This window comes from Caproicibacterium amylolyticum, assembly GCF_014467055.1.
GTDB classification, from domain to species: Bacteria; Bacillota; Clostridia; order Oscillospirales; family Acutalibacteraceae; genus Caproicibacterium; species Caproicibacterium amylolyticum.
This window is the reverse complement of sequence record NZ_CP060696.1, coordinates 1907161-1929531: the sequence shown is the minus strand read 5'-3', so window position 1 is coordinate 1929531 and position 22371 is coordinate 1907161. Positions and strand designations below refer to the sequence as shown.

The 22371-nt window shown below is 50.6% G+C and carries 21 protein-coding genes; 13 read left to right on the top strand and 8 right to left on the bottom strand.

What is annotated here, in order from left to right:
- Positions 1-40 precede the first annotated feature (40 nt).
- On the bottom strand, positions 41-1981 hold the full coding sequence (locus tag H6X83_RS09275) for a fructose-1,6-bisphosphatase (protein WP_212506209.1): 1941 nt from the start codon (positions 1979-1981) through the stop codon (positions 41-43).
- Positions 1982-2264: 283 nt separating this feature from the next.
- Between H6X83_RS09275 and H6X83_RS09270 the strand changes: the two genes are divergently transcribed.
- The 7 genes from H6X83_RS09270 (at position 2265) to H6X83_RS09240 (ending at position 9721) form a co-directional block, all read left to right on the top strand.
- Complete coding sequence (locus H6X83_RS09270; RefSeq protein WP_212506208.1) at positions 2265-3212, top strand: phosphate ABC transporter substrate-binding protein; 948 nt, start codon at positions 2265-2267, stop codon at positions 3210-3212.
- A 109-nt stretch (positions 3213-3321) separates the two neighbouring features.
- Complete coding sequence (gene pstC / locus H6X83_RS09265) at positions 3322-4683, top strand: phosphate ABC transporter permease subunit PstC (RefSeq protein ID WP_212506207.1); 1362 nt, start codon at positions 3322-3324, stop codon at positions 4681-4683.
- Complete coding sequence (pstA, locus tag H6X83_RS09260; RefSeq protein ID WP_212506206.1) at positions 4673-5569, top strand: phosphate ABC transporter permease PstA; 897 nt, start codon at positions 4673-4675, stop codon at positions 5567-5569. Before pstC ends, pstA begins: the two co-directional genes overlap by 11 nt.
- 6 nt (positions 5570-5575) lie before the next feature.
- The gene (gene pstB, locus H6X83_RS09255) at positions 5576-6436 is read left to right on the top strand and encodes a phosphate ABC transporter ATP-binding protein PstB (protein ID WP_246419173.1); all 861 of its coding nucleotides are present in this window, start codon (positions 5576-5578) and stop codon (positions 6434-6436) included.
- 104 nt (positions 6437-6540) lie between these two features.
- Complete coding sequence (phoU, locus tag H6X83_RS09250; RefSeq protein ID WP_212506205.1) at positions 6541-7227, top strand: phosphate signaling complex protein PhoU; 687 nt, start codon at positions 6541-6543, stop codon at positions 7225-7227.
- 53 nt (positions 7228-7280) lie between these two features.
- Positions 7281-7988 (top strand): response regulator transcription factor, encoded by a 708-nt coding sequence (locus tag H6X83_RS09245; protein ID WP_212506204.1) that lies wholly within the window; start codon positions 7281-7283, stop codon positions 7986-7988.
- On the top strand, positions 7985-9721 hold the full coding sequence (locus H6X83_RS09240) for a HAMP domain-containing sensor histidine kinase (protein ID WP_246419164.1): 1737 nt from the start codon (positions 7985-7987) through the stop codon (positions 9719-9721). Before H6X83_RS09245 ends, H6X83_RS09240 begins: the two co-directional genes overlap by 4 nt.
- Before the next feature lie 54 nt (positions 9722-9775).
- Here H6X83_RS09240 and H6X83_RS09235 read toward each other — a convergent pair whose 3' ends face one another.
- The gene (locus H6X83_RS09235) at positions 9776-10177 is read right to left on the bottom strand and encodes a hypothetical protein (RefSeq protein ID WP_212506203.1); all 402 of its coding nucleotides are present in this window, start codon (positions 10175-10177) and stop codon (positions 9776-9778) included.
- Positions 10178-10449: 272 nt separating this feature from the next.
- On the opposite strand from H6X83_RS09235, the gene H6X83_RS09230 reads away from it, so the two are divergent.
- Genes H6X83_RS09230 through H6X83_RS09220 form a run of 3 tightly spaced genes read left to right on the top strand, consistent with a single transcriptional unit; the run spans position 10450 to position 12772 of the window.
- On the top strand, positions 10450-11616 hold the full coding sequence (locus H6X83_RS09230; protein WP_246419161.1) for an alanyl-tRNA editing protein: 1167 nt from the start codon (positions 10450-10452) through the stop codon (positions 11614-11616).
- A gap of 2 nt (positions 11617-11618) precedes the next feature.
- Positions 11619-12107 (top strand): HD domain-containing protein, encoded by a 489-nt coding sequence (locus tag H6X83_RS09225; protein ID WP_212506201.1) that lies wholly within the window; start codon positions 11619-11621, stop codon positions 12105-12107.
- 23 nt (positions 12108-12130) lie between these two features.
- Positions 12131-12772: a lactate utilization protein gene (locus tag H6X83_RS09220; protein ID WP_212506200.1), complete on the top strand. Its 642-nt coding sequence runs from the start codon at positions 12131-12133 to the stop codon at positions 12770-12772.
- 91 nt (positions 12773-12863) lie between these two features.
- On the opposite strand, the gene H6X83_RS09215 is transcribed toward H6X83_RS09220, so the two are convergent.
- Together H6X83_RS09215 and H6X83_RS09210 are read right to left on the bottom strand one after the other, a co-directional pair.
- The gene (locus H6X83_RS09215; protein ID WP_212506199.1) at positions 12864-13235 is read right to left on the bottom strand and encodes a VOC family protein; all 372 of its coding nucleotides are present in this window, start codon (positions 13233-13235) and stop codon (positions 12864-12866) included.
- A gap of 32 nt (positions 13236-13267) precedes the next feature.
- Positions 13268-14524, bottom strand: coding sequence for an acetate/propionate family kinase (locus H6X83_RS09210; protein WP_212506198.1), 1257 nt, complete (start codon positions 14522-14524; stop codon positions 13268-13270).
- Positions 14525-14659: 135 nt separating this feature from the next.
- On the opposite strand from H6X83_RS09210, the gene H6X83_RS09205 reads away from it, so the two are divergent.
- From H6X83_RS09205 to H6X83_RS09195, 3 genes are read left to right on the top strand one after another with little or no spacing between them, the layout of a single operon-like run.
- Positions 14660-15859: a tRNA(Met) cytidine acetate ligase gene (locus H6X83_RS09205; protein ID WP_212506197.1), complete on the top strand. Its 1200-nt coding sequence runs from the start codon at positions 14660-14662 to the stop codon at positions 15857-15859.
- Positions 15860-15862: 3 nt separating this feature from the next.
- Positions 15863-16798 (top strand): hypothetical protein, encoded by a 936-nt coding sequence (locus tag H6X83_RS09200; RefSeq protein WP_212506196.1) that lies wholly within the window; start codon positions 15863-15865, stop codon positions 16796-16798.
- A 16-nt stretch (positions 16799-16814) separates the two neighbouring features.
- Positions 16815-17582: a GNAT family N-acetyltransferase gene (locus H6X83_RS09195; RefSeq protein ID WP_212506195.1), complete on the top strand. Its 768-nt coding sequence runs from the start codon at positions 16815-16817 to the stop codon at positions 17580-17582.
- A gap of 262 nt (positions 17583-17844) precedes the next feature.
- Here the strand turns inward: H6X83_RS09195 and H6X83_RS09190 are convergent, their stop codons facing one another.
- From H6X83_RS09190 to H6X83_RS09175, 4 genes are read right to left on the bottom strand one after another with little or no spacing between them, the layout of a single operon-like run.
- On the bottom strand, positions 17845-18504 hold the full coding sequence (locus H6X83_RS09190) for a V-type ATP synthase subunit D (protein ID WP_212506194.1): 660 nt from the start codon (positions 18502-18504) through the stop codon (positions 17845-17847).
- Between the two features lie 31 nt (positions 18505-18535).
- Positions 18536-19969 carry a V-type ATP synthase subunit B gene (locus H6X83_RS09185; RefSeq protein WP_212506193.1) on the bottom strand — a complete coding sequence of 478 codons (1434 nt, stop codon included), beginning with the start codon at positions 19967-19969 and terminating at the stop codon, positions 18536-18538.
- A gap of 12 nt (positions 19970-19981) precedes the next feature.
- Entirely contained in the window at positions 19982-21739 is a 1758-nt protein-coding gene (locus H6X83_RS09180; protein WP_212506192.1) for a V-type ATP synthase subunit A, read from the bottom strand.
- A gap of 14 nt (positions 21740-21753) precedes the next feature.
- The gene (locus H6X83_RS09175) at positions 21754-22371 is read right to left on the bottom strand and encodes a V-type ATP synthase subunit E (protein WP_212506191.1); all 618 of its coding nucleotides are present in this window, start codon (positions 22369-22371) and stop codon (positions 21754-21756) included.

Here is a 22371-nt window from a genome sequence, read left to right as displayed (position 1 = left end):
CTGACGTACATGAATCAGGTCTGTCCTTTTTTGTTTATTTTCAGTAGTGTTCCTGATATTGGCCGGAACGGTAAGAGGCGAGCAGTTCCTCCAACTCTGCAATCTGCAGGCGCAGTTCCGCGCCGGTATCGGTGTCACCTACGGTAATGCGTTCTTTAATAGCTTCTACCACCTGCACCTTTGGACTGTGATCTTCCACAAGTTTACCGGGAGAAAGCGGCATATGTTGCGCCAAGGCCAGATAACGTGAATTTGCAATGAAGGTATACCCGCCAATGCCGGTTTGTTTTTGGTAAGCCTTACTGATGCCGCCGTCAATCATGAACAGCAGACCATCGGCTTTGACCGGAGATTCCCCTTCTTTGAGCCGCACAGGAACATGCCCGTTGATAATGTGGCTGGCACCGGGATTCAGCCCGAACTCCCGCAGAATTGCTTCGCAGGTGGTTCGGCTTTCCAGGTGGCGGTAGTAGGGATTCATAATTTCCGTATGTGTCTGCGCATCGTTCAGAAAGTACCGTTCAAACATGGCGAGCTTGCTTTTGCCGAAAAGGGGAGAAAGCGGGCCGCACCAGAGGTACCAGAGAAAATCGGCGGCGGACTGCTGTTCTGTGGTTCCATAAGTGGAGAAAAACGCAGCACGTGCTGTTTGGTCTATGTAGTCCAGATATTCTTTGCCGCAGTGGGGGCTGCCGTCCGGCGCGGCACAAGCGAAAGAACCGTCTTCATTCAGTGGAATGCATCCGTGGTACAAAAGATTCGAGTTGCAGCAGAGGTACATGCCGCCGTTGGAGTACAAAAAGCGAATGTGCCGCTGCAGACGTTCCGAATGTAGGAAAGAGGACTGCAAGGCGTGCATCAGTTCCTGCTCCTCATTTGTCAGCGCAAGCGGAGCCTGCGGGTCAACCGTTGGGAAGCAGGTGTCCCGCAGGGGACAGACAGTGTCGTCAACAATAACGGTGCCGTTTTTGAAATCGATTTTTTCCAACAGCAGCCGGTTGTCCATCTGATACTCCGGGTGACAGTGAATCAGCTGTCCCTCCAGCTTCAGCTGGATAATGGCAATCGCCTTGTGCATTTTTGCGGCCAGCGGCAAGTCAACCGGGTCATATTCGTTTTCGTCCAGGGTATGCGGCTCAAAGCAGGTGCAGGGGTCATCGCAGTAGATGCGTGCGGCAAAATCAGACAGCGGACGCAGGTTGATTCCGTAACCGTCCTCCAGCACATCAAAGTTGTTGTAGCTTATGCCCAGACGCACAACGTTTGCAACCAGCGCCGGATTGCCGCAGGCGGCACCAATCCAGGAAATGTCATGGTTGCCCCACTGAATGTCAACGTCGTGCTGTGCCATCAGTGCGTCCATAATTAGGTCAGCGTGCGGGCCGCGGTCAAAGATGTCACCGATAATATGCAGGCGGTCAATCAGCAGGCTTTGAATCAGGTAGCACAGCGCGGTGATGAATTCATCTCCCATGCCCGTTTCAATAATCGTTTTAATGATTTCATTTGTATAGTGTGATTTGTTGTTTCCACCGTCTGCGTGCAGAAGTTCGTCAATAATATAGGCAAAGTTCTGCGGCATCTTCTTTCGAACTTTGCTGCGGGTATATTTGCTGCTGGCCTCGCGGCAGACTTCCACCAGCCGGTAAATGAGGATACGGCACCAGTCTCCGTAATTTTCTTTTCTGCGGTGTGCTTTTTCAAGTCCGGCTTCCGGGTAGTAAATCAGGTTTGCCAGCTCATCCTGGTCGCTGGTGCTCAGGCTCTGCTCAAAGAGTTCATTGATTTTGCGGCGTACAACACCGCTGGCGCTGCGCAGTTGATAGAGGAAAGCATCGCTTTCACCATGTAGGTCGCTGAAAAAATACTCAGTACCTTTGGGCAGGCTAAGAATTGCTTTTAAATTAATGATTTCAGCGGCGGCGGCCTGCGCTGTTGGATAGGTCTTGCCAAGCAGCTTTAAAAATCTGCGGTCATGCATAAAAGAGGTCCCTCACTTTAATAGTTCTTAAAAAAGATAGTTTGAAATTAAAAAAATTTCGATGAAGAAGCAGCAAAATAACGAAATCAACAAAATGATTACTGCAAATTTATAGAAAACAAACAATGTTTTATCTATTGTAACGGAAATTCGTATAAAAAGCAAACTTAATTGCAATCTAAAGAGGACTTAACATAGATTTTACATTGCACCGATAAAATTGAAATTGTTCACAGGGCGTGAGCAAATCTTACACGAACATAAGAAAAGGGGATTTCAAAGAATGAAAAAACTTGTAAGTGCAGTTTTGGCCGCAACAGTTGCGTGCTCCGCGTTCATGTTTGCGGGCTGCGGCGGTTCGCAGGTGCTGGACGCTTCTTCTACAAAGGCTGCATCTTCTTCAGAGGCTTCTGCCGCGGGTTCTTCCGATGCTTCCGCAGCAGCTTCCACTGAAATTTCCGGCAACCTGACACTGAACGGTTCTACCTCTATGGCAGAAGTTTGCCAGGCACTTGGCGAAGCATTCATGAAGAAATATCCGAATGTTAAGGTGGATAAGAGCGGCAATGGCTCCGGCGATGCGCCAAAGGCTGTTGAAGCCGGCACCGCACTCATCGGCGACCTTTCCCGTAAGCTGAAAGACGAAGAAAAACCGGACGATTTTGATGTAAAGACAATCGCAATCGACGGCATTGCCATTGCTGTGAACAAGGACAACAAGGTAAAGAACCTGACAACCGACCAGATTACAAAGATCTTCACCGGCGCGGTTAAGAATTGGAAAGAAGTCGGCGGCGACGACGCGGCAATCAACGTCATCGGCCGTGAATCTGCTTCCGGCACCCGCGATGGCTTTGAGTCCATCTTTAAGTGCAAGGAAAAGTGCAAGTATGCCTCCGAATTGACCAGTACGGGCGCTGTAAAGACCAAGGTTTCCAGCGATAAAGCTGCTGTCGGCTACATTTCCCTTGGCAACGTGGACAACACCGTAACAGCGGTTAAGGTTGACGGTGTAGATGCAACAGAAGACAATATCAACAACGGTACTTACAAAGCACACCGTCCATTCATTGAAATCTGCAAAAAGGGCAGCGAAGATGATCTGATTAACGCATGGTTTACATTCGTTTATTCCGAAGAAGGAAAAAAGATTATTCAGGACTGCAAGCTGATTGCTACAGATGAGAAGGGCAATGGTATTTCTGCCGGCAGCGCTTCTTCCAAGGCCTGATGGCAGCTGTACAAAATAGAATAACCAGCAAATGAGTCTGCTGAAAGCGCCGGTGCAGCCGAAAACTGTGTCGGTGCCTTTTGGCGTTATAATGAGGTGCAAATAGAAGATGGAAAATCGCCTGACTGATGCACAACGCGACAGACGCAAAGCGCAAAAAACAAGAATTGTGCGCATCCTTGCAATCGTGCTGGGGGTTGTTTCTGCCGCTTCCTTCTTTTTTCCGTACATTACTTTTGTTTTTAAGAAACAAGTTTACTCGGTCAGTGCCTTGCAGCTGCTGACAGTACGCGGTATGCGCGTAGCTGGGCCAAAGCTGACCGGTATTGTTTCAATTCCCGTACTTACCCGTATTGCGGTACTGGCAGGGGTGGTGCTCGCGCTTGCCGGTGTGGTGTTGATGTTGCTGAAAAAAGCGGCGCCTGCAGGTGCCTGTTATATCCTTTCTGCTTTAACCCCGCTGATTGTGCTGATTTCGACCAGTGATATTCAGTCGGCGGTGACGCAGCTGAATGTGACCCAGATGTCCGTGCGCTATTTGGCTCCTTTTCTGCTTGTGCTGCTGCTGGGGGTTGTCTGTGCGGTTCTGGCGCTGTGGACAATGGGACCGGAACGCTTGGCACAGTCTGTTTTTCTGGTGTGTGCCTGCGTATCAATCGGTTCCGTGGTAATTATCACGATTTATGTCATTGTGTCCGGTGCACCGGCGATTGCGGAAATTGGCCTTGGTAATTTTCTCTTTGGAGAAACATGGGCAGCAGGCAGCAATCAGTTCGGTATTCTGCCCATGATCCTTTCCTCCATTGCGGCGACTGCGGGTGCCATATTGCTCGGTGTGCCAGTGGGAATTTTAACAGCAGTTTTTCTTTCAGAAACCGCGCGTCCGGCAGTTACCAAAATTGTACATCCTGCTGTGGAGCTGTTGGCTGGAATTCCCTCGGTCATTTATGGCTTCTTTGGCATGTTGGTAATTGTTCCGTTCATTAAGCAGTGCGGTGAATTCTTCCACTGGAACACACAGGGCGACAGCCTGCTGGCGGCAATTCTGATTTTGGCGGTCATGGTTTTGCCGACTATTGTGAATGTCTCTGAAACAGCCTTGCGTGCAGTGCCGGTTTCCTACCGCGAAGCAAGCATGGCATTGGGTGCAACACCGGTCATGACAATTTTTAAGGTGACAATTCCGGCGGCGCGCTCCGGTGTGCTTTCTGGTGTAATTCTGGGTGTGGGCCGTGCCATCGGTGAAACAATGGCTGTCATCATGGTGGCAGGCAACGTTGCCAATATGCCGAAGCTGTTGGGCAGTGTGCGGTTCCTGACCACTGGCATTGCGCTGGAACTATCCTATTCTTCCGGTCTGCATCGGCAGGCGCTGTTTGCCATTGGACTGGTGTTGTTCGTGTTTATTATGCTGGTCGATGTCCTGTTTACCTATATCTCAAGGAAAGGGGTGCAGATGGATGCTGAATGAAAAAGGTACGGAGTCACTTTACGCAAAGCACAAACGTCCCGCGGACGCAGTGCTTAAAGGGCTAATCAACGCGGCGGCGGTCATTACCGTTGTAATCGTAGTCGGCATCATTGCCTACATCTTAGTAAAAGGCATTCCACATATTTCGTGGCAGTTCCTGACAACAGACTATTCTACACTGGATCAGAATCGTCAGGGCATTTTACCTATGATTCTCAATACACTTTACATCGTAATTATAACGCTGTTGATTTCCGTTCCAGTCGGTATCTGTTCTGCCATTTACCTGACGCAGTACGCGCGCAAAGGCCGGCTGGTGCGCGCCATTGACTTTACGACGGAAATCTTGGCGGGTATTCCGTCCATCATTTTTGGTTTGTTCGGCTATACAGTGTTCTGCGTGATGTTCCGCCTGCAGACAAGTATTCTGGCAGGCAGCCTGACAATGGTAATCTGCATTTTGCCGACCATCATCCGTACGACAGAGGAAGCATTGATTTCTGTTCCGTCGAACTACAAAGAAGGTGCGATGGCACTCGGCGCAGGCAAGCTGCGCGTGATTATGGGAATTGTTCTGCCATGTGCTATGCCCGGTGTGCTGACCGGTGTCATTTTGGCAGTCGGCAGAATCGTGGGCGAAAGCGCCGCGCTGTTGTTTACTTCCGGCCTTGGTTTCAATATGCCGGGCAAGGGCGCGTCCGGTGCAATGGACCACATCATGGAGTCCGGCCGTACGCTGACCCTGCATCTGTACACAACCGCAATGGACTCCACCGGGCCGAACACACTGAATGTCGCTTTTGCAACAGCGGCTGTCCTGCTGATTCTGGTGTTTGTGCTGAATCGTTTGGCAAGCCTTGCTTCCAAAGCTCTCAGAAAGGGATAATGGTGTATGAAAATGAATGATGAGAAAATGAAACAGGAAACAACCGCATTGGAAACTGCCCAGAAAAGCGAAACGCCGGTGAAAACCTCTTACGGCAATATTTCCGGCAGTGAAGATATTAAGGTATCCATTAAAGATTTGAATCTATATTATAAAGACTTCCATGCACTCAAGGGATTGAATATGGAGATTCCGGCGAATCGTGTGACCGCGTTTATCGGTCCCTCCGGCTGCGGCAAATCCACCTGCTTAAAAACCCTGAACCGCATGAATGATTTGGTGGAAGGCTGCCGCATTACCGGTAAAATTACGATTGACGGCGAAGACATCTATGACCCGCGCACGGATGTAACACTTTTGCGCAAACGTGCGGGCATGGTGTTTCAGAAGCCAAATCCGTTTCCAATGAGCATTTATGATAATATTACCTATGGCCCGAAGGTGCACGGCATTAAGAGCAAAACTGAACTAGATAAAATCGTTGAAACGAGCCTGAAAGCTGCCGCTTTGTGGGACGAGGTAAAAGACCGTTTGAAGCAAAGCGCTCTGGGTATGTCCGGCGGTCAGCAGCAGCGCCTGTGTATTGCGCGTGCGCTGGCTGTGCAGCCGGATGTGCTGCTGATGGATGAACCGACGAGTGCGCTTGATCCGATTTCCACGTTAAAAATCGAAGACCTGATGGGGGATCTGCGTGAAAAGTACACGGTCATTATTGTCACGCACAACATGCAGCAGGCAGCGCGTATTGCTGACAACACAGCGTTTTTCCTGCTGGGCCAGCTGGTGGAATACACCAATACCACTGATATGTTTAACAATCCCGCCGATGAGCGCACAGAGCGTTATATTACGGGCCGTTTCGGCTGAGAATTCCGTCTGGTTTTCTGCTGGTAAATTCGGTGGATACATAGTATACTGTTGCTGTGTATCTGAAAATATTTATTTATGATATAATTGAGGAGGCGCCAAAGATGCCCAGAAAATACTTTGACCAGGAACTGGAGCTGCTTACAAAGCGCATTACAGCCATGGGGGATGTCATTAACGGCCGTATTGAAACGACCATTCAGGCACTGCGTACCGGAAATACGGAGCTGGCGCAGCAGGTTGCAGCCGGAGACAATGAAATTGACCGGCTGGAACATGAAAATGAAAAACTCTGCATGAATCTGATTGCAAGCCAGCAGCCAATCGCAAGTGACCTGCGCATTATTGCGGCCAGTTTGAAAATTCTGACGGATATGGAGCGTGAAGCCGACCAGTGTGCGGATATCTGCGAAATCATTACCACCAGTGGTATGGCGGACAGCCAGCGTCTGCCGGTCAGTCACATTGTGAACGCACTGGAAAAGGTGCACGATATGTTTACCGGTTCCATGGATGTTTTTCTGAGCCGCGACATTGAGAAGGCGAAAAGCATCTGTGTGGCGGATGATGAAATCGATTCCGCTTTCGGTAAAATTGTGCTGGAAGTTTCCTCAGCACTTACGCAGAATCCAAAGGAAGTTATGCAGGACGTTGACTTGCTGTTTATCATCAAGTATGTGGAGCGCATGGGCGACCACGCAACCAATATTGCGGAATGGGTCATTTATATGGTAACCGGCGAACACCCGGAATTAAATGACGGTGACGATGCGTTCAAGTCAGCCGACTGATACATTTTTTAAAAATACAGTTTGCGTACAAAATTGTAAAGGGGGTAGCAGCCGTGGCGCTGGTTTATATCGCCGACGATGAACTGAATATCCGCAGACTGGTAGCATTTGGTCTGAAGGATGCCGGTTTTGAAACTGGGGAGTTTCCAGATGGGGAAGCACTGCTGCAGGGGATTCGTCTGCGAAAGCCGGATGCGATTTTGCTTGATTGGATGATGCCGGGCATGGATGGCCTGCAGATCTGCCGCACACTGCGTGAGGATGAACAGACCCGTGCAATTCCGGTGCTGATGCTGACAGCAAAAGGAGAAGAAATCGATAAAGTCCTTGGTTTGGAAATGGGCGCGGATGACTACATTACAAAACCTTTTGGCATTAAGGAGCTGTGTGCGCGCGTGCGGGCGGTCCTGCGCCGGGCGGCGCGGCAGGATGACCCAAAGGAGCAAGTGCTTTCCGCCAGTGGTATTCAGGTGGATATCACCCGGCATACTGTGCATAAAGACGGAAAGCTGATTGAGCTGACGGCCAAGGAATTTGACCTGCTGTGTATGTTGATGCGGCATGCTGGAAAGGTGCTCACGCGGGATACTTTGCTGGACAAAGTCTGGGGAATCGAGTACTTTGGTGATACGCGAACAGTTGATGTTCATGTGCGCTACCTGCGCCAGAAGATTGAGGATGACCCGGATGAACCGCTCAGAATCTTGACCGTGCGCGGGGTGGGCTACAAATTCTGTGCACAGGAAGGAGAACCTGCTTGAAGAAGAAGATGGCTCTGCTCAATTCAGCGATTGTCGTAGTAAGTTTCGCGGTGGCGTTCTTGCTGTGCGCAGTACAGGTACATAACCAGTATGAACAGGAATTTACCCGCAGGCTGGATGCGGTACTTTCCCTTTCCTCGCTGGATACAGCGGAAATTTCCGAAAATCCGCAGAAAGAAGCCAAGCTGCTGGGTGATTCCCTGCAGAAATCCGGCCAGGCAGTGCGCATCAGTATTATTGCAGAAAACGGCAGGGTACTGGGTGACAGCGCGCAGCAGGATATCAATGAAAATCATCTGCAGCGGCCTGAAATACAGGAAGCGCTGAAAAACGGCCGCGGTTATGATATGCGCTTGAGTGAAACAACACATCAGCGTTATCTTTATGCGGCGCAGCGGGTGGATGGAAAGTATCTGGTGCGCGCGGCACTGCGTACTACGGAAATGGATAACGTGATGCGCGGGCTGGTAGGCGGTGCTAGCATTTGCATGCTGATTGGTATTCTGGTGGCGTGCCTTGCCACGCTGCCGCTTGTTTCCCGGATGCTGCATCCACTGCAGGAGCTGACAGATGCGGCAGAGGAGATCAGCCGAGGGCACTTTACCAGCCGTGTTGCGGTAAAGGATGCCAAAGACGAAGTTGGTCGTTTGGCACGTTCCTTTAACCGCATGACCCGCAGTACGGAAAATGCCATCACAGAACTGGACCGAAATCAGAGCCGCTTGAAAGGTCTGCTGGAAGGTATGGATGACGGAGTGCTTGCCGTTGACAGGGATGACCGCATATTGTTCTTTAACGAGCGGGTGCGTACTTTACTCTCCTGCCCTAACCTGTGTGTGGGTGCGTCGCTGGACAGCAGTCTGCTGCTAAGCCATGTGGCAAATGTTATGCAGGCGGCAAAGGACAGCGGGAAGTCCTGCAAAGAACAGATTGCCGGTGTAACTGCCGAGCAGCAATTTACGGTTTATGCCGCCGTGGTGGAGGATGGGAGCAGTGTTCTTGCGGTAGTCAGTGACATCAGCCGCATGAAGCGGTTGGAGCAAATGCGCAGTGAATTCGTGGGCAATGTTACCCACGAGCTGAAAACACCGCTGACCTCCATCCGCGCAAGCATTGAACTGCTGAAAAGCAGTGACCGCGATGAGCAGACCCGCAGTTATTTTTACGATGTACTGGATATGGAAGCAGAACGGCTGCAGCATTTGATTGATGATATGCTGGTGCTTTCCCGTTTGGAAAACATGCGGGAGGATTCGGCGGCACAGCCAATTAATGTGGAAGAAACCGTTCGGGACAGTGTGGAGCGCCTTAGTCTTACCGCAGTCAAAAATCAAATTTCCATTGATTTTCACGTAGATCCCAAAATGTACGTTCGCTGCGCACCAACCCGTTTGGAACAGCTTTTTACGAATCTGGTGGAAAACGCAATCAAATACAACAAACCCGGCGGGCGGGTTGAGATTACAGGTGCTTCACAGCAGGAAATTGCTGTGATTAAGGTTCGGGATACTGGTATCGGCATCGCGGAAGAGCATATTCCCCGCCTGTTTGAGCGCTTTTACCGTGTAGATACCAGCCGTTCCCGTGAAATTGGCGGTACAGGGCTGGGGCTGTCCATTGTAAAGCACATTGCAGTGCTTTACGGCGGTGACATCAGTGTAGAAAGCAAAGTCGGCGAGGGAACAGTCTTTACGGTTCGGCTGCCGCTTGCAAGCGGCAATACTCCTGTTTGACCAATAGGACGAAAATAAAACCGCTGCTCCCAGAAGCAAGGGGCAGCGGTTTCGTTATGCTTTTTTAATGAACTCATTTTTACATACAGGACATTTAATGCATATTTTCCCCCGCCCGCGCGGCACACGAAGTGTTGCTTTGCACTTGGGGCAGTGGTAGTAACGGTAGGTTTTGCGGTCTTTCCAGCGGCTTCGCAGCTGCTGAAAAGCGCGGGAAAGCGGCTGCATCGCAGTCACAAATTTCTGATTTTCATCCCAACGTTTCTGGTTGTTGCGGGAAAACATACGCCAAAGGGAAAGTACAGCGATGAATACAGTGAGCAGTTCAATGATCAGGTACGCAGGGCCCCGTATGAATAAATCGACGAAGGAAAGTATCAGAAACAGGACGAACAGGCCAATGGAAAGCTGATCTGGTCCGTGGCGTCCGTACATGAATTTTTGCAGCCATTCCATTTGTAAGTATCCCTTCTGTGCCATGTTAGTAAATTCATGAATTTGAATTTCTGATACGATTGTACAGCAGACTGTTGCACTTTGCAATGCAGTGAGAATATATTTTAAACATTCTTTACATCTTGTTCAAGAAGATGGCAGAGAAAAGGTAAAAAAGACGCAGAGCAGCAAATGAGCGAAGATGCTTTCCTATAATAATTCGTATACAGAATTATTATAGGAAGCTGCCTGCGTTATAATGAAACAAGATTGAAAATTCTGAGGTGTTAGTTGTGGAAACCCAAAAATTATATTATGAAAATGTTTATCAGCGCACTTTTCGCGCACAGGTGCTTTCCTGCGAAGCAGAAAAGGAACATTGGCTTGTAGTGTTGAACCGCACGGCCTTTTTCCCGGAGGGCGGCGGTCAGCCCGGTGACCGCGGCGTGCTGGACAGCGTAAATGTACTGGATACCAAAGAAAAGGAAGGTGTCGTGCTGCATATCACAAATGCACCACTGTCGGTCGGCAAGTTGGTGACAGGTGGAATTGACTGGCCATTTCGCCGCATGCATATGCAGGAGCACAGCGGCGAGCACATCCTTTCCGGCGTGCTGCACCGCTTTTTCGGTGTCAATAATGTCGGTTTTCACATGGGCAGCGCCTGTGTGACGCTTGACCTTGACAAACCGCTGGATGCGCACCAAATCGCACTGGGAGAGCGGCTGGCAAATGAAGCGGTGTACCAAAACCTGCCGATTGAAATCGGCTATCCCAGTGTACAGGAGTTGGAAACGCTGGATTACCGCAGCAAAAAGGAATTGACGGGACAGGTTCGTATTGTTACGATCCCCGGGTATGACGTGTGTGCCTGCTGTGGTACACATGTTGCACGCACCGGTGAAATCGGCATGGTTAAAGTACTTGGCTTTATGCACTACAAGGGTGGCGTTCGGATTTCCATGCTGTGCGGCAGCCGTGCGCTGCGGGACTACGGCGAACGTTTGGCTGCGGTCACAGCGGTTTCCGGCTTGCTTTCCGCGAAACCGGAAGCAGTTGCGGATGCAGTAGAGCGTCTGCTGCAGGAAAAGGACGCATTGAAACAACAGGTGAGTACCCTGCAGAATGACCTGCTTGCGGGGAAAGCGGCATCTATGCAGCCTGCAGCAAATGGATTGCTCTGTACGTTTGAAGAAGGATTGAATCCAGATGCACTGCGCCATTACAGTACGCTGCTTGTGCCGAAATGCGCACGCGCGGCGGCTGTTTTCAGCGGAGAAGACGGACATTTTCAATACGCAGTTGCCGGAGCAGAGGGCATTGATGTACGTGCATTCGGCAAGGAAATGAATGCTGCACTGAACGGCCGCGGCGGCGGCAAGCCCGGCTTGGTGCAGGGCAACGTGCAGGCTTCCCGAAAAGAAATTGAAGACTGGTTCGCACAGCATAAGGAGGACTGAAAATGGTTTCTTCTGCGCTTTTACTGCAGGATATGGCGGTGTACAATGCACCGGATGTCCGCAGAGTTAACCACGCGCTGAAAGTTTACGGCTTTGCCTGTATGCTCGGAAAAAGTGAGAATTTACCCGAAAAAGAGCAGCTGACGCTGGAATTTGCAGCGGCGCTGCATGATATTGGCATCCACGCGGCGGAGCAGAAATACGGCTCCAGTGCAGGGCCGTACCAGGAAAAAGAAGGCCCTGCCATTGCCCGCGAAATGCTGGAAAAACGCGGCGTCTCACCGGAAATGACGGCGCGCGTGTGTCAGCTGATTGGCAGGCACCACACATATACAAACATTGACGGGCAGGACTGCCAGCTGCTGATTGAGGCGGACTTCCTGGTGAATCTGGATGAGGATGGCGCTTCCAAAGAAACGGTGCAGAATGTGCGAAAAAATATCTTTCGCTCAACTTCCGGCAAAACGCTGTTGGATGCGCTGTTTTTATAATAAATCTGAAAGGATGAAACAAAATGGACGAAAATAAGCAGAAAATTATTGAAAGCAAAATTCGCGGAACCATGGCTGCCTTGGAAAAAAATCATATCCGGGCATATTACGCACCCACAAAAGCTGATGCGGTGAAACTGGCAGAGTCCATGCTGACAGAGGGCTGCACCATCGGAAACGGCGGCTCGGTCACACTGACGGAAAGCGGTGTAATGAATTTGATGAAGAACGGCCGGTATCATTACATTGACCGCAGCAAGGGAACAGCAGAACTGCAGCAGGCCCACAACGCTGACGTTTTCTTTATGAGCAGCAATGCCATTACGGAAAACGGTGAGCTTTACAATGTGGATGGTAATTCCAACCGTGTTTCTGCATTAGCACATGGCCCGAAAAAAGTGGTCATTGTTGCGGGTTACAACAAAATTGTTCCTGACTTGACTGCTGCGATTGCGCGTGTTAAAGAAATTGCAGCACCGGCAAACGGTGTGCGGCTGGGTACAAACACTCCCTGTGTTAAAACCGGCCGCTGTATTGCCTGCGGCGGCCCCATGACTGCCGGCTGCTCTTCGCCGGACCGGATGTGCGTGAATTACGTTGTCACCGCCTATCAGCGCACAGAGCGGATTCATGTGATTCTGGTCGGGGAAGAACTGGGGTATTAAGCTGGGCAAAAGCTTGACGCTTTCAAGTAATAAAAAAGCAGGACACCTGTCGCTTAGAGCGGCTGGGTCCTGCTTTTTTATTGCTGAAAATTCAGCCTGCTTTGCACAGACAGAAAGGATGACCGGAGGGGTCAAACATAGTGACCCAGTGTTCACCACCGAATTGGTCAGGTGCTTTTACCGCACCTAAAGCTTTGGCTTTTGCAACGTAATCCGCAACATTTGGCACCTGAAAGTCAAAGTGCATTTGCTTTTGCTGCTTTGCTTCCTGCTCCGGCCACACAGGGCGAACATAGTCCGGCTCCGAGATAAAGAGGAAAACAATGCCGTTAGAACTTTTCACTGCCGGCAGGTCATACATGGTACAGCATTCCCAGCCAAGCAGTTTGCCGTAAAAGTTCTGCAGCTTTATTCCGTCCTCGCAGTCAACCATTACGTTGCCTAATTTTAATTCCAAGCTCATCTTGATACCTCAAAAGCAGTCGCATGTTAAAATCAGATATCTTCCGGGTCGATAACTGTTTTGTCTTCTGTTTTTGCATACTTCAGTTTGTCCACAATCGCGCGGGTGTCACGGGCAATCATGAGTTCCTCATTGGTGTTGATAACATACACCGGAATCTGGGAATCAAATGTGCTGACCTTGCCCTCTTTGCCATGAATGGTTTCGTCATTGACAACAGCGTCAATCTTAACACCAAGGAAGCGCAGATAACGGCAGGCGTCATAACGCAACTCCGGCTGGTTTTCACCGAGGCCGGCTGTAAAGGTAATGACATCCACACCGTTCATTGCGGCGGCATAGGAGCCGATATATTTTGCAATCTGATAGAACATCAGCTGATGTGCCAGCACAGCACGCGGCTCACCCTTGATCTCTGCATCGGTAACATCGCGGTCATCCGCATAGCCGGAAACACCCAGAACACCGGACTGACGGTTCAGAATGTTGTCCATCTCGTCAGGGGTCAGGTTTTCCTGTTTCATGATATAGGTGACAACGGAAGGATCCAGCGCACCGGAGCGGGTGCCCATCATGAAGCCGTCCAGCGGGGTAAGACCCATGCTGGTGTCTACAACCTTGCCGTTTGCAATGGCAGTAATGGAGGAGCCGTTTCCAATGTGGCAGGAGATGATTTTCAGGTCATCTATCGGCTGGTGCATCAGGTGTGCAACATGGTGCGCAACATAGCGGTGGCTGGTGCCGTGGAAGCCATAGCGGCGGATTTTATATTTCTCGTAGTATTCCCACGGAATCGGATAGATGTAGGCTTTCTGGGGCATGGTAGAATGAAAGCTAGTGTCAAATACGGCAATCATCGGCAGTTCGGTGCCGAAGACTTCCTGGCAGGCGTTGATTGCGTCCAGCTCCGGGCGGTTGTGCAGAGGTGCCAGCGGAATCAGGCTTTCAATGCCCTTTTTCACTTCATCGGTAATGAGAACGGAGGTTTTGAACAAATCGCCGCCCTGTGCCACACGGTGGCCAACCGCAGAAATTTCGCTCAAATCTTTAATCACACCGTACTTTGGATGCACCAGGATTTCCGTGACTTTCTGGAAAGCGGCTTTGTGGTTGGCAATCGGTGTTTTCAAATCCTGAAAATGACGTCCGTCAAAGGTTTTAACGCCGAAGCGGCCGGTATCCATGCCGATACGTTCGCAGTTGCCTTTGCACAGCATTTTTTCAGTATCCATGTCGATCAGCTGATATTTCAGGGAGGAGCTGCCGGCGTTGATGACAAGAACTTTCATAAATTATATGCCTCCAAAATATATAGGATTTCCTCATGAAGCGCTTGAAAAGAAGCGTCATATAGATTTATAATAATACAAAATAGATGAAAATTCAAGTAACTGGTTTCATGAAAGCGGGGTGAGCCTTAAAAAATGCGTCTTGTGGTGATTATTGCGGAGTATGATCCATTTCACAAAGGACACGAAGCCCTGGTAAAAGCTGTACGGGCGGCAGGTGCCACGCACGTTGCCGCAGTAATGAGCGGCAGTTTCGTGCAGCGCGGAAGCGCGGCCTGCCTTTCCAAATGGGCGCGCACCCGGCAGGCACTCTCCTGCGGTGTGGATTTAGTAGCAGAGTTGCCGCTGCCTTGGGCGGTGTCCGGTGCGGAAACCTTTGCCCGCGGCGGCGTGGCCCTTGCTAACGCGCTTAATGCGGATGTTCTTGCGTTTGGCAGCGAGTGCGGGGATGCCAAACAGCTGTGGCGGGCGGCAAAACTGCTGCAAAGCCCGCAGATGGGACAAAAGCTGCGGGAAAATATGAAAGCAGGCATCCAGTTTGCCACCGCCAGAGAGCGCGCTGCGGCGTTTCTGACAGGTGAAGAAACCGCTGCGCTCTTGAAACAGCCAAACAACATATTGGGAATTGAGTACTGTAAAGCGCTGCAGCAGCAGAAATGCAGCATGGAATGTTTTACTGTCAAAAGGCAAGGGGCAGGGCACGGCAGCATGGAGGAGAGTGATTTTCCTTCTGCAACGCGCATACGTGCGCAGATACAGTCCGGCAGCGGGTGGGAGGCATCCCTGCCGTCAGGCAGTGCGGCTGTGGTGCGGCAGGAACTTGCGGCCGGACATACGCCTGCTTCACTCCAACGCGTGGAACGTGCGGTTTTGTACCGCCTGCGGGTCATGTCACCGATGGAATATAAAACGCTGCCAGACCTCAGCGAGGGGCTTGAAAACCGTTTGTATGCAGTTGCTCATACTGCCGGTTCATTGGAAGAACTGTACGATATGGTTAAAACCAAGCGTTACAGTCATGCGCGGCTTCGGCGGTTGGTACTGGCGGCATTTCTGGGGCTGCGGGCGGGGGACAGTGCGGGTACGCCACCCTATCTGAAAATTCTGGGTTTTGGTCCGAAAGGCCGCGAAGTGCTTGCCCGCGCTGCTCAAAAAGGAGTACTTCCGCTGCTGACACACGCATCAGACAGCAGAAAACTTGACAGCAGAGGGCAGAATGTGGTTGAATTAGAAAACAGAGCGACGGATATATGGGCGCTCTGCTGTCCGAAACCCGCACCGGCGGGGCTTGACCGGACAGCCGGGATACTTGTACTTGAAAAAGGGTGTGTATGACACATGAGTATCGAAATCAAAGAAGTGGAATATGGTGCACAGGGACGGTGCATACGAATGAGCAACCACTTTATTGATGTTGTGGTTTCTATTGATTACGGCCCGCGTATCGTGCGGATTGGCTTTTTGGATGGGCCAAATCTTCTTTATTGGGATGAGGAACACAGAAATGTTTTTGCCAATGAGGAGCTGAAGTCTTACTATGGGCCGCAGACGGCATACTATGCCTATGGTGGCCACCGCGTCAGTCTGGCGCCGGACCGCATGCCGCAGAGCTATTATCCGGATAATGATCCGGTCATTTACGGTCTGCTGGGCGGAGGGGTGCGTTTTACGCCTCCGCGACAAAAAGGCAACGATGTGCAGCTTTCGTTTGAGGTCATGATGGGTACAGATGCTTCCGATGTGATGATTATCAACAAAATGAAGAACTGCTCACATGAAAGTAAGCGAGTTTCCCTGTGCGGCAGTACCATGTTGGCACCGGGCGGTGTTGTAATTATTCCGCAGAATATGGGGAACGAGGAAAAGCATCAGCCGAACCGAAATGTCAGTATGTGGCCTTTTTCCAGCTTTCGTGATGAACGGCTGTTTCTAGGGGACAAGTATATCATGGCACAACAGGCACCGTATGGCCGGAATTTAAAATTCGGTGTAAATGACCTGCAGGGCTGGGCGGGCTATTCCAACCACAACTGCACACTGGTAAAGCGCTTTGTACATGCAACCGGTCAGCCGTACCCTGATTTTGGTTCCTCACTGGAAACTTATATTTGTGATGATTACGCAGAACTGCGTACGCTTTCTCCGCTCTTTACCGTGGAAGCGGGGGAGGGCATCCGCCATGTGGAGAATATTGCATTGTTTCACTCTCCGGATTTACAAATGGGGCTTCCGGAAGCCACTGTAGACGATTATGTGAATCACTTAGGTATCTAATACCGGAAAGAATAAAATGATACAAAGAATTACGGGGAACAACCTAAAAAAGCTGGAACCGCTTTTTGCAGACTGGGAAGAAACCATGATTTGGTCAACGCTTCAGAACTGTATGGGGCAGGCTTGGGCAGACAGTGCGAAAAGCCCGCAGTCAGCCCAAATTTTGAACGCCGATTTTTGTTTTTTTGGCGGTGAACCGAATGAAGAATTAGTTAAAAATCGACAGGGACATGATTTTATCATCATGACTCCGCCGGATGATCATTGGGCAGCGTTAATCGAAGCAGTTTACAGCGAAAAATGCAGAAAAGTGACGCGGTACGCCATCAAAAAAGAGAAAAATGTGTTTGACCGCAAAAAATTGCAGTCCCTTACAGCACTGCCGGGGAGAGAGTACAGCTTACAGTTGATTGACGAGAAAGCCTATCAGGAGGTTCGCAAGGAAAGCTGGTCACGTGACTTTTGCTCTCAGTTCCGTGATTGGGGGAACTTTCAACAGCGCGGTGTAGGTGCTGTTGCGAGATGCGGTAAAACGATTGTGGCGGGCGCTTCTTCTTATATTGTGTATAAAAGCGGCATTGAAATTGAAGTAGATACGAAGAAGGAGTATCGGCAGAAAGGACTTGCCACAGCCTGTTCGGCACGGCTGATTCTGGAGTGCCTTGACCGCGGTCTGTATCCCAGCTGGGACGCGCAGAATACCATGTCAGTTGGGCTTGCCGAAAAGCTGGGGTACCACTTTAACCATGAATACATAGCGTATGAGGTATATGCACAGGAATAACTGTACAGTAAAAGTTTCACCCGCCTTTTCAAAGGCGGTAGGTGTGGGCGAAGCCCACGGCCTTATCCTCTGACCGTAAAGCCCTTGATACGAAAAATGAGTACCTAGCAGCACGTTCTCTGCGGCGGCGAAGCCACGCCGCAAGCGCAGAGCCTTGAAAACCTCACCGCCCTTGAAAGGGCGGTGAGGTTTTACTGTAAGAAACGAAAAAGCCGACCGCAGCTTTAAAAACTGCGGCCGGTTTTTTATATTGTGTTCAGATTCAGGAAGCAGCGGCAGCTTTCATTTCTTCTTCAAGTTGCTGTGCTTTCTGCTTCTGTGCTTTAATGACCTTCATGCGGGAGAATTCCTCGCGGTCCTTTTCCTCAAGCGCTTCGGTAATGAACTTAACCGTTGCTGTAAAGCGGGGAATCATGATGTTCTTTAAAGCGTTTGCACGCTTCTGGGTTTTCTTGATTGCGTCCGCAAGGCGGTAAACGCTGTTTTCCACCTCTGTAAGCTCGGCGGTCAGTTCCTTTACCTTCTGGAACTGTTGATAGGCAATGTCCAGCGCGGTGTTGGATTTATGCAGGCCAAACGGAACCGGCTCCACGTCATCGGACTTTTCCAGCTCGACCATTGGAATTTCAACACCCATAACACTGCGGTAAGCAACGTTCAGACCGTTGTCCAGCGGCACAGTTGCGGCCAGTTCCTTGCAGATACCCAGTGTGATATTGGCGGTTTGCAGAGCCGCATAGGCAGCAGTGTAGGCATCGTCAATTTTTGACTGAATACTGTTTGCATGGTCAATCAGCTGCATCATTTCCCGAATGAGGATGTTACGCTTGCGGTCAAGCAGTTCAAAGCCGGTGCGGCTGAGCTGCAGCGACTTTTTGGTTGCAAGCAAATTGCCTTTGGTTGGCACGGTTGTGTTTGCCATAAGAACACCTCTTATCTGTCAAATGCGGAAATTATGCAGTGGCCTTTTCCTCTGTGCTCTGCTGTGTGCGTGCTTCCACACGCTTTTTAGCAGGTTCATAGTACTTATCCAGTACCTCGTCATCTACACGGTCCAGTTCGCCACGCGGCAGAGAAGTCAGCAGCTCCCAGCCAAGGTCAAGGCTTTGTTCAATCGTACGGTTGTCATTAAAGCCCTGGTTGACGAATTTTGCCTCAAACAGCTTACCAAAGGCAAGGTACTGCTTGTCAACAGGGGAGAGTTCCTCTTCACCGATAACAGAAGCCAGAGAACGGGCATCCATTACCTTGGAGTAGGAAGCAAATAGCTGGTTGGAAACCGCGGAGTGATCCTCACGCGTAAAGCCTGCGCCGATACCGTCCTTCATCAGACGGGAAAGGGACGGCAGCACGCTGACCGGCGGGTAAATACCGGAAGCGTCCAAGCTGCGGTCCAGCTGAATCTGACCTTCGGTGATGTAGCCGGTCAGGTCAGGCACCGGATGGGTAACGTCATCATTCGGCATGGTCAGAATCGGCAGCTGCGTAACGCTGCCCTTTTTACCGCGGACAATACCTGCACGTTCATACAGGGAAGCAAGGTCACTGTAGAGGTAGCCCGGGAAGCCTTTACGGCCGGGGATTTCACCTTTACTGGAAGAGAACTCACGCAGTGCTTCGCAGTAGCTGGTCATATCGGTCATAATAACCAGAACGTGCTTGCCCTGCTCAAAAGCAAGGTATTCTGCAGCGGTCAGTGCGCAGCGCGGGGTCAGGGTACGTTCAATAATCGGGTCGTTTGCGAGGTTCAGGAACATGACAACACGCCCCAAAACGCCGCTTTCGTCAAAGCTGCGGCGAAAGTAATCCGCAACATCCTGCTTAACGCCCATGGCGGCAAACACAATGCAGAAATCATTGCTGCCATTTTCGTCGGAAATCTTTGCCTGACGTGCAATCTGCACAGCGAGTTCGTTGTGCTTCATACCAGAGCCGGAGAAGATCGGCAGCTTCTGCCCGCGAATCAGCGTCATCAGCACGTCGATGGTGGAAACACCGGTGTTAATAAAGTTTTTTGGATAAACACGGGAAACCGGGTTGATTGGCGTGCCATTGATGTCTGCACGTTTGACCGGGAAAACATCGCCCAGTCCATCGATCGGCTTGCCTGCGCCGTTGAAAACACGGCCGAGTATTTCCGGGGAAAGGGAAAGTTCCATCGGGTGGCACATCAAACGTGTTTCTGTGTTGTCCAGCGAAATGCCGCGAGTGCCCTCGAAAACCTGAATAACGACCTTGCTGCCTTCCATCTGTACAATACGTCCCTGACGGGTCGTGCCATTGTCAAGCCGAATCGTGACCATTTCCTCGGAAGTGGCATTCGGCACATTATCCAGGACAATAAGGGAACCATTAATTTCCTTTACACCTACATAATCCAGAATCATATGCACACCTCCTTATGCGGTCACGATGCCGGCCATGGCTTCGTCGATTTCTTTCATGTAATCGTCGAACATATCCAGGCGGTCATTCGGGACATCATACTTAATTTTTACAAGCTTGTCAAACAGACCGGTTGCAAGAATGCTGGAAATCGGCACACTTGCGCTGACCAGCTGCTTTGCTTTTTCATACAGGTGCAGGATGACTTTCATCATTAATTCCTGCTTTTTCAGCGGCACAAACGTATCTTCCTGATGGAACGCATTCTGCTGCAGGAAACCAACACGCACCACGCGTGCAATTTCGATAATCAACTTCTGATCATCCGGCAAAACGTCGGCACCAATCAGCTTTACGATTTCCATCAGGGAGTTCTCTTCCTGCAGAATCGCATTGATACCCTGGCGGTACTTTACAAAATCAGGACCAAGGTTTTCATTGTACCAGTTTTCAAGGTCAGGCTGATATTCGCTGTAGCTTTCCATCCAGTTGATAGCCGGATAGTGACGCGCATAGGCAAGTGCTTTGTCCAGTGCCCAGAAGCAGCGAGTAAAACGCTTGGTATTTTGCGTAACAGGTTCAGAGAAATCACTGCCCGCAGGGGAAACAGCACCAATCAATGTGATGGAGCCCTGCTTGTCGTTCAGTGTTTCCACCATGCCGGCACGTTCGTAAAACTCTGCCAGACGGCTGGGCAAGTACGCCGGGAAGCCTTCTTCAGCAGGCATTTCTTCCAGACGGCCGCTGATTTCACGCAGAGCCTCAGCCCAGCGGGAAGTGGAGTCAGCCATCATTGCTACGTGGTAGCCCATGTCGCGGTAATACTCTGCCAGTGTAACGCCGGTGTAAATGGAAGCTTCACGGGCGGCCACAGGCATGTTACTGGTGTTTGCAATCAGTACGGTACGGTCGGTCATGGGGCGGCCGCTCTTCGGGTCAATCAGTTCGCTGAATTCCTCCAGGACCTGACTCATTTCGTTGCCGCGTTCGCCGCAGCCAACGTAAATAATGATATCAGCGTCGCACCATTTTGCCAGCTGATGCTGGGTCATGGTCTTGCCAGTGCCGAAGCCGCCAGGAATTGCAGCAGCACCGCCTTTGGCGATTGGGAACATGGTATCAATGACACGCTGGCCGGTAATCAGCGGAATGTTGATAGGCAAGTGTGCCTTAACTGGGCGTGGAGTACGGATAGGCCAACGCTGACAGAGTGTCAGACTGTGTACGTCTCCGTTTTCGTCTGTCAATTCTACAACCGTGTCGCTTACCTTGTAGCTGCCGTTCGGCATTACTTTGGTGACAGTGCCGGAAAGCGTCGGCGGCACTAAGCAACGGTGCTCAATAATCTGTGTTTCCGGACAGGTTGCGTAAATATCGCCGCCGGAAAGTTTGTCACCTTCCTTTACGGTTACAAAAACATTCCACAGGCGGTCTTCATTCAGGGAAGATACGGCACAGCCGCGTGCAATGAATGCACCGGACTGCTCAGCAACTTTTTTCAGCGGACGTTCAATGCCGTCGAAAATATTGTCCAGAATGCCGGGCCCCAGTGTAACATTCATGGAAGCACCGGTGCCTGTTACCGGTTCGCCCGGCTGCAGGCCGGTGGTTTCCTCGTAGCACTGGATTGTGGTCATTTTGCTGTTCACACCAATGATTTCACCGACAAGGCGTTCCTTGCCGACGTAAACCATTTCGCCCATGGCAAATGTGTGGGTGTCTTTTACGGTGATGACCGGGCCGTTGATGCCAAAGATTACGTCATTATTCATCTGCTCACCCCTCATCAAACTACGGCCAGGCCGGAATGTGTTTCAAACCAGTCACGCTGATCTTCAAGCATAGCGTCCAGCGTCTGGTCGGCGGTCAATCCCAGGCTCTTGCTCATAATGCGCAGACCGCCCAGGTGGATGGTTTTATCTTCTGCGAATGTACAACTGCCGCCAAATGCCGCTTTTACGGCCTGCTGATGTGCTTCATCGCCGGGCATCATGCAGAAAACAGTGTCTTCTGTGTGAAACAGCGGTGCCGCTTCCTTAACAGCTTTGGTCAGAAACGCATCGTATTTGTCAGAGGCGGCAAATGCTTTCATAGCATCGGTTGCCTTGGCAAAAATCTCGTTGGTAATCTGCTGGCGGCGTGTAAGCAGTTCGCGGCGGGCATCCTGCTCACGCAGTGCCATTTCGCGGGCAATTTTATTACGCATATCGGCCATTTCCGCCTGAATCAGGCGGTAGGCTTCGTTTAAAACTTCTTTTTCGGCATTTTCCAGTTCACGTGCCTTGTACTCGGCCACTTCCTGCTCAATTTTGTTGCGCTGTTCGGTGGCGTAATGGTTGATGGCATCATGGAATTTGCTGACTTTTTCGTCACTGTTGAAAACTTTTTCCTCAGTCATATCCAT

What these genes read in the sequence shown, in the direction of transcription:
- H6X83_RS09275 (WP_212506209.1), bottom strand. Translation starts at nt 1,981, where the DNA reads ATGCATGACCGCAGATTTTTAAAGCTGCTTGGCAAGACCTATCCAACA.
- H6X83_RS09270 (WP_212506208.1), top strand. Translation starts at nt 2,265, where the DNA reads ATGAAAAAACTTGTAAGTGCAGTTTTGGCCGCAACAGTTGCGTGCTCC.
- pstC (WP_212506207.1), top strand. Translation starts at nt 3,322, where the DNA reads ATGGAAAATCGCCTGACTGATGCACAACGCGACAGACGCAAAGCGCAA.
- pstA (WP_212506206.1), top strand. Translation starts at nt 4,673, where the DNA reads ATGCTGAATGAAAAAGGTACGGAGTCACTTTACGCAAAGCACAAACGT.
- pstB (WP_246419173.1), top strand. Translation starts at nt 5,576, where the DNA reads ATGAAAATGAATGATGAGAAAATGAAACAGGAAACAACCGCATTGGAA.
- phoU (WP_212506205.1), top strand. Translation starts at nt 6,541, where the DNA reads ATGCCCAGAAAATACTTTGACCAGGAACTGGAGCTGCTTACAAAGCGC.
- H6X83_RS09235 (WP_212506203.1), bottom strand. Translation starts at nt 10,177, where the DNA reads ATGGAATGGCTGCAAAAATTCATGTACGGACGCCACGGACCAGATCAG.
- H6X83_RS09225 (WP_212506201.1), top strand. Translation starts at nt 11,619, where the DNA reads ATGGTTTCTTCTGCGCTTTTACTGCAGGATATGGCGGTGTACAATGCA.
- H6X83_RS09220 (WP_212506200.1), top strand. Translation starts at nt 12,131, where the DNA reads ATGGACGAAAATAAGCAGAAAATTATTGAAAGCAAAATTCGCGGAACC.
- H6X83_RS09215 (WP_212506199.1), bottom strand. Translation starts at nt 13,235, where the DNA reads ATGAGCTTGGAATTAAAATTAGGCAACGTAATGGTTGACTGCGAGGAC.
- H6X83_RS09210 (WP_212506198.1), bottom strand. Translation starts at nt 14,524, where the DNA reads ATGAAAGTTCTTGTCATCAACGCCGGCAGCTCCTCCCTGAAATATCAG.
- H6X83_RS09205 (WP_212506197.1), top strand. Translation starts at nt 14,660, where the DNA reads ATGCGTCTTGTGGTGATTATTGCGGAGTATGATCCATTTCACAAAGGA.
- H6X83_RS09200 (WP_212506196.1), top strand. Translation starts at nt 15,863, where the DNA reads ATGAGTATCGAAATCAAAGAAGTGGAATATGGTGCACAGGGACGGTGC.
- H6X83_RS09195 (WP_212506195.1), top strand. Translation starts at nt 16,815, where the DNA reads ATGATACAAAGAATTACGGGGAACAACCTAAAAAAGCTGGAACCGCTT.
- H6X83_RS09190 (WP_212506194.1), bottom strand. Translation starts at nt 18,504, where the DNA reads ATGGCAAACACAACCGTGCCAACCAAAGGCAATTTGCTTGCAACCAAA.
- H6X83_RS09185 (WP_212506193.1), bottom strand. Translation starts at nt 19,969, where the DNA reads ATGATTCTGGATTATGTAGGTGTAAAGGAAATTAATGGTTCCCTTATT.
- H6X83_RS09180 (WP_212506192.1), bottom strand. Translation starts at nt 21,739, where the DNA reads ATGAATAATGACGTAATCTTTGGCATCAACGGCCCGGTCATCACCGTA.
- H6X83_RS09175 (WP_212506191.1), bottom strand. Translation starts at nt 22,371, where the DNA reads ATGGATATGACTGAGGAAAAAGTTTTCAACAGTGACGAAAAAGTCAGC.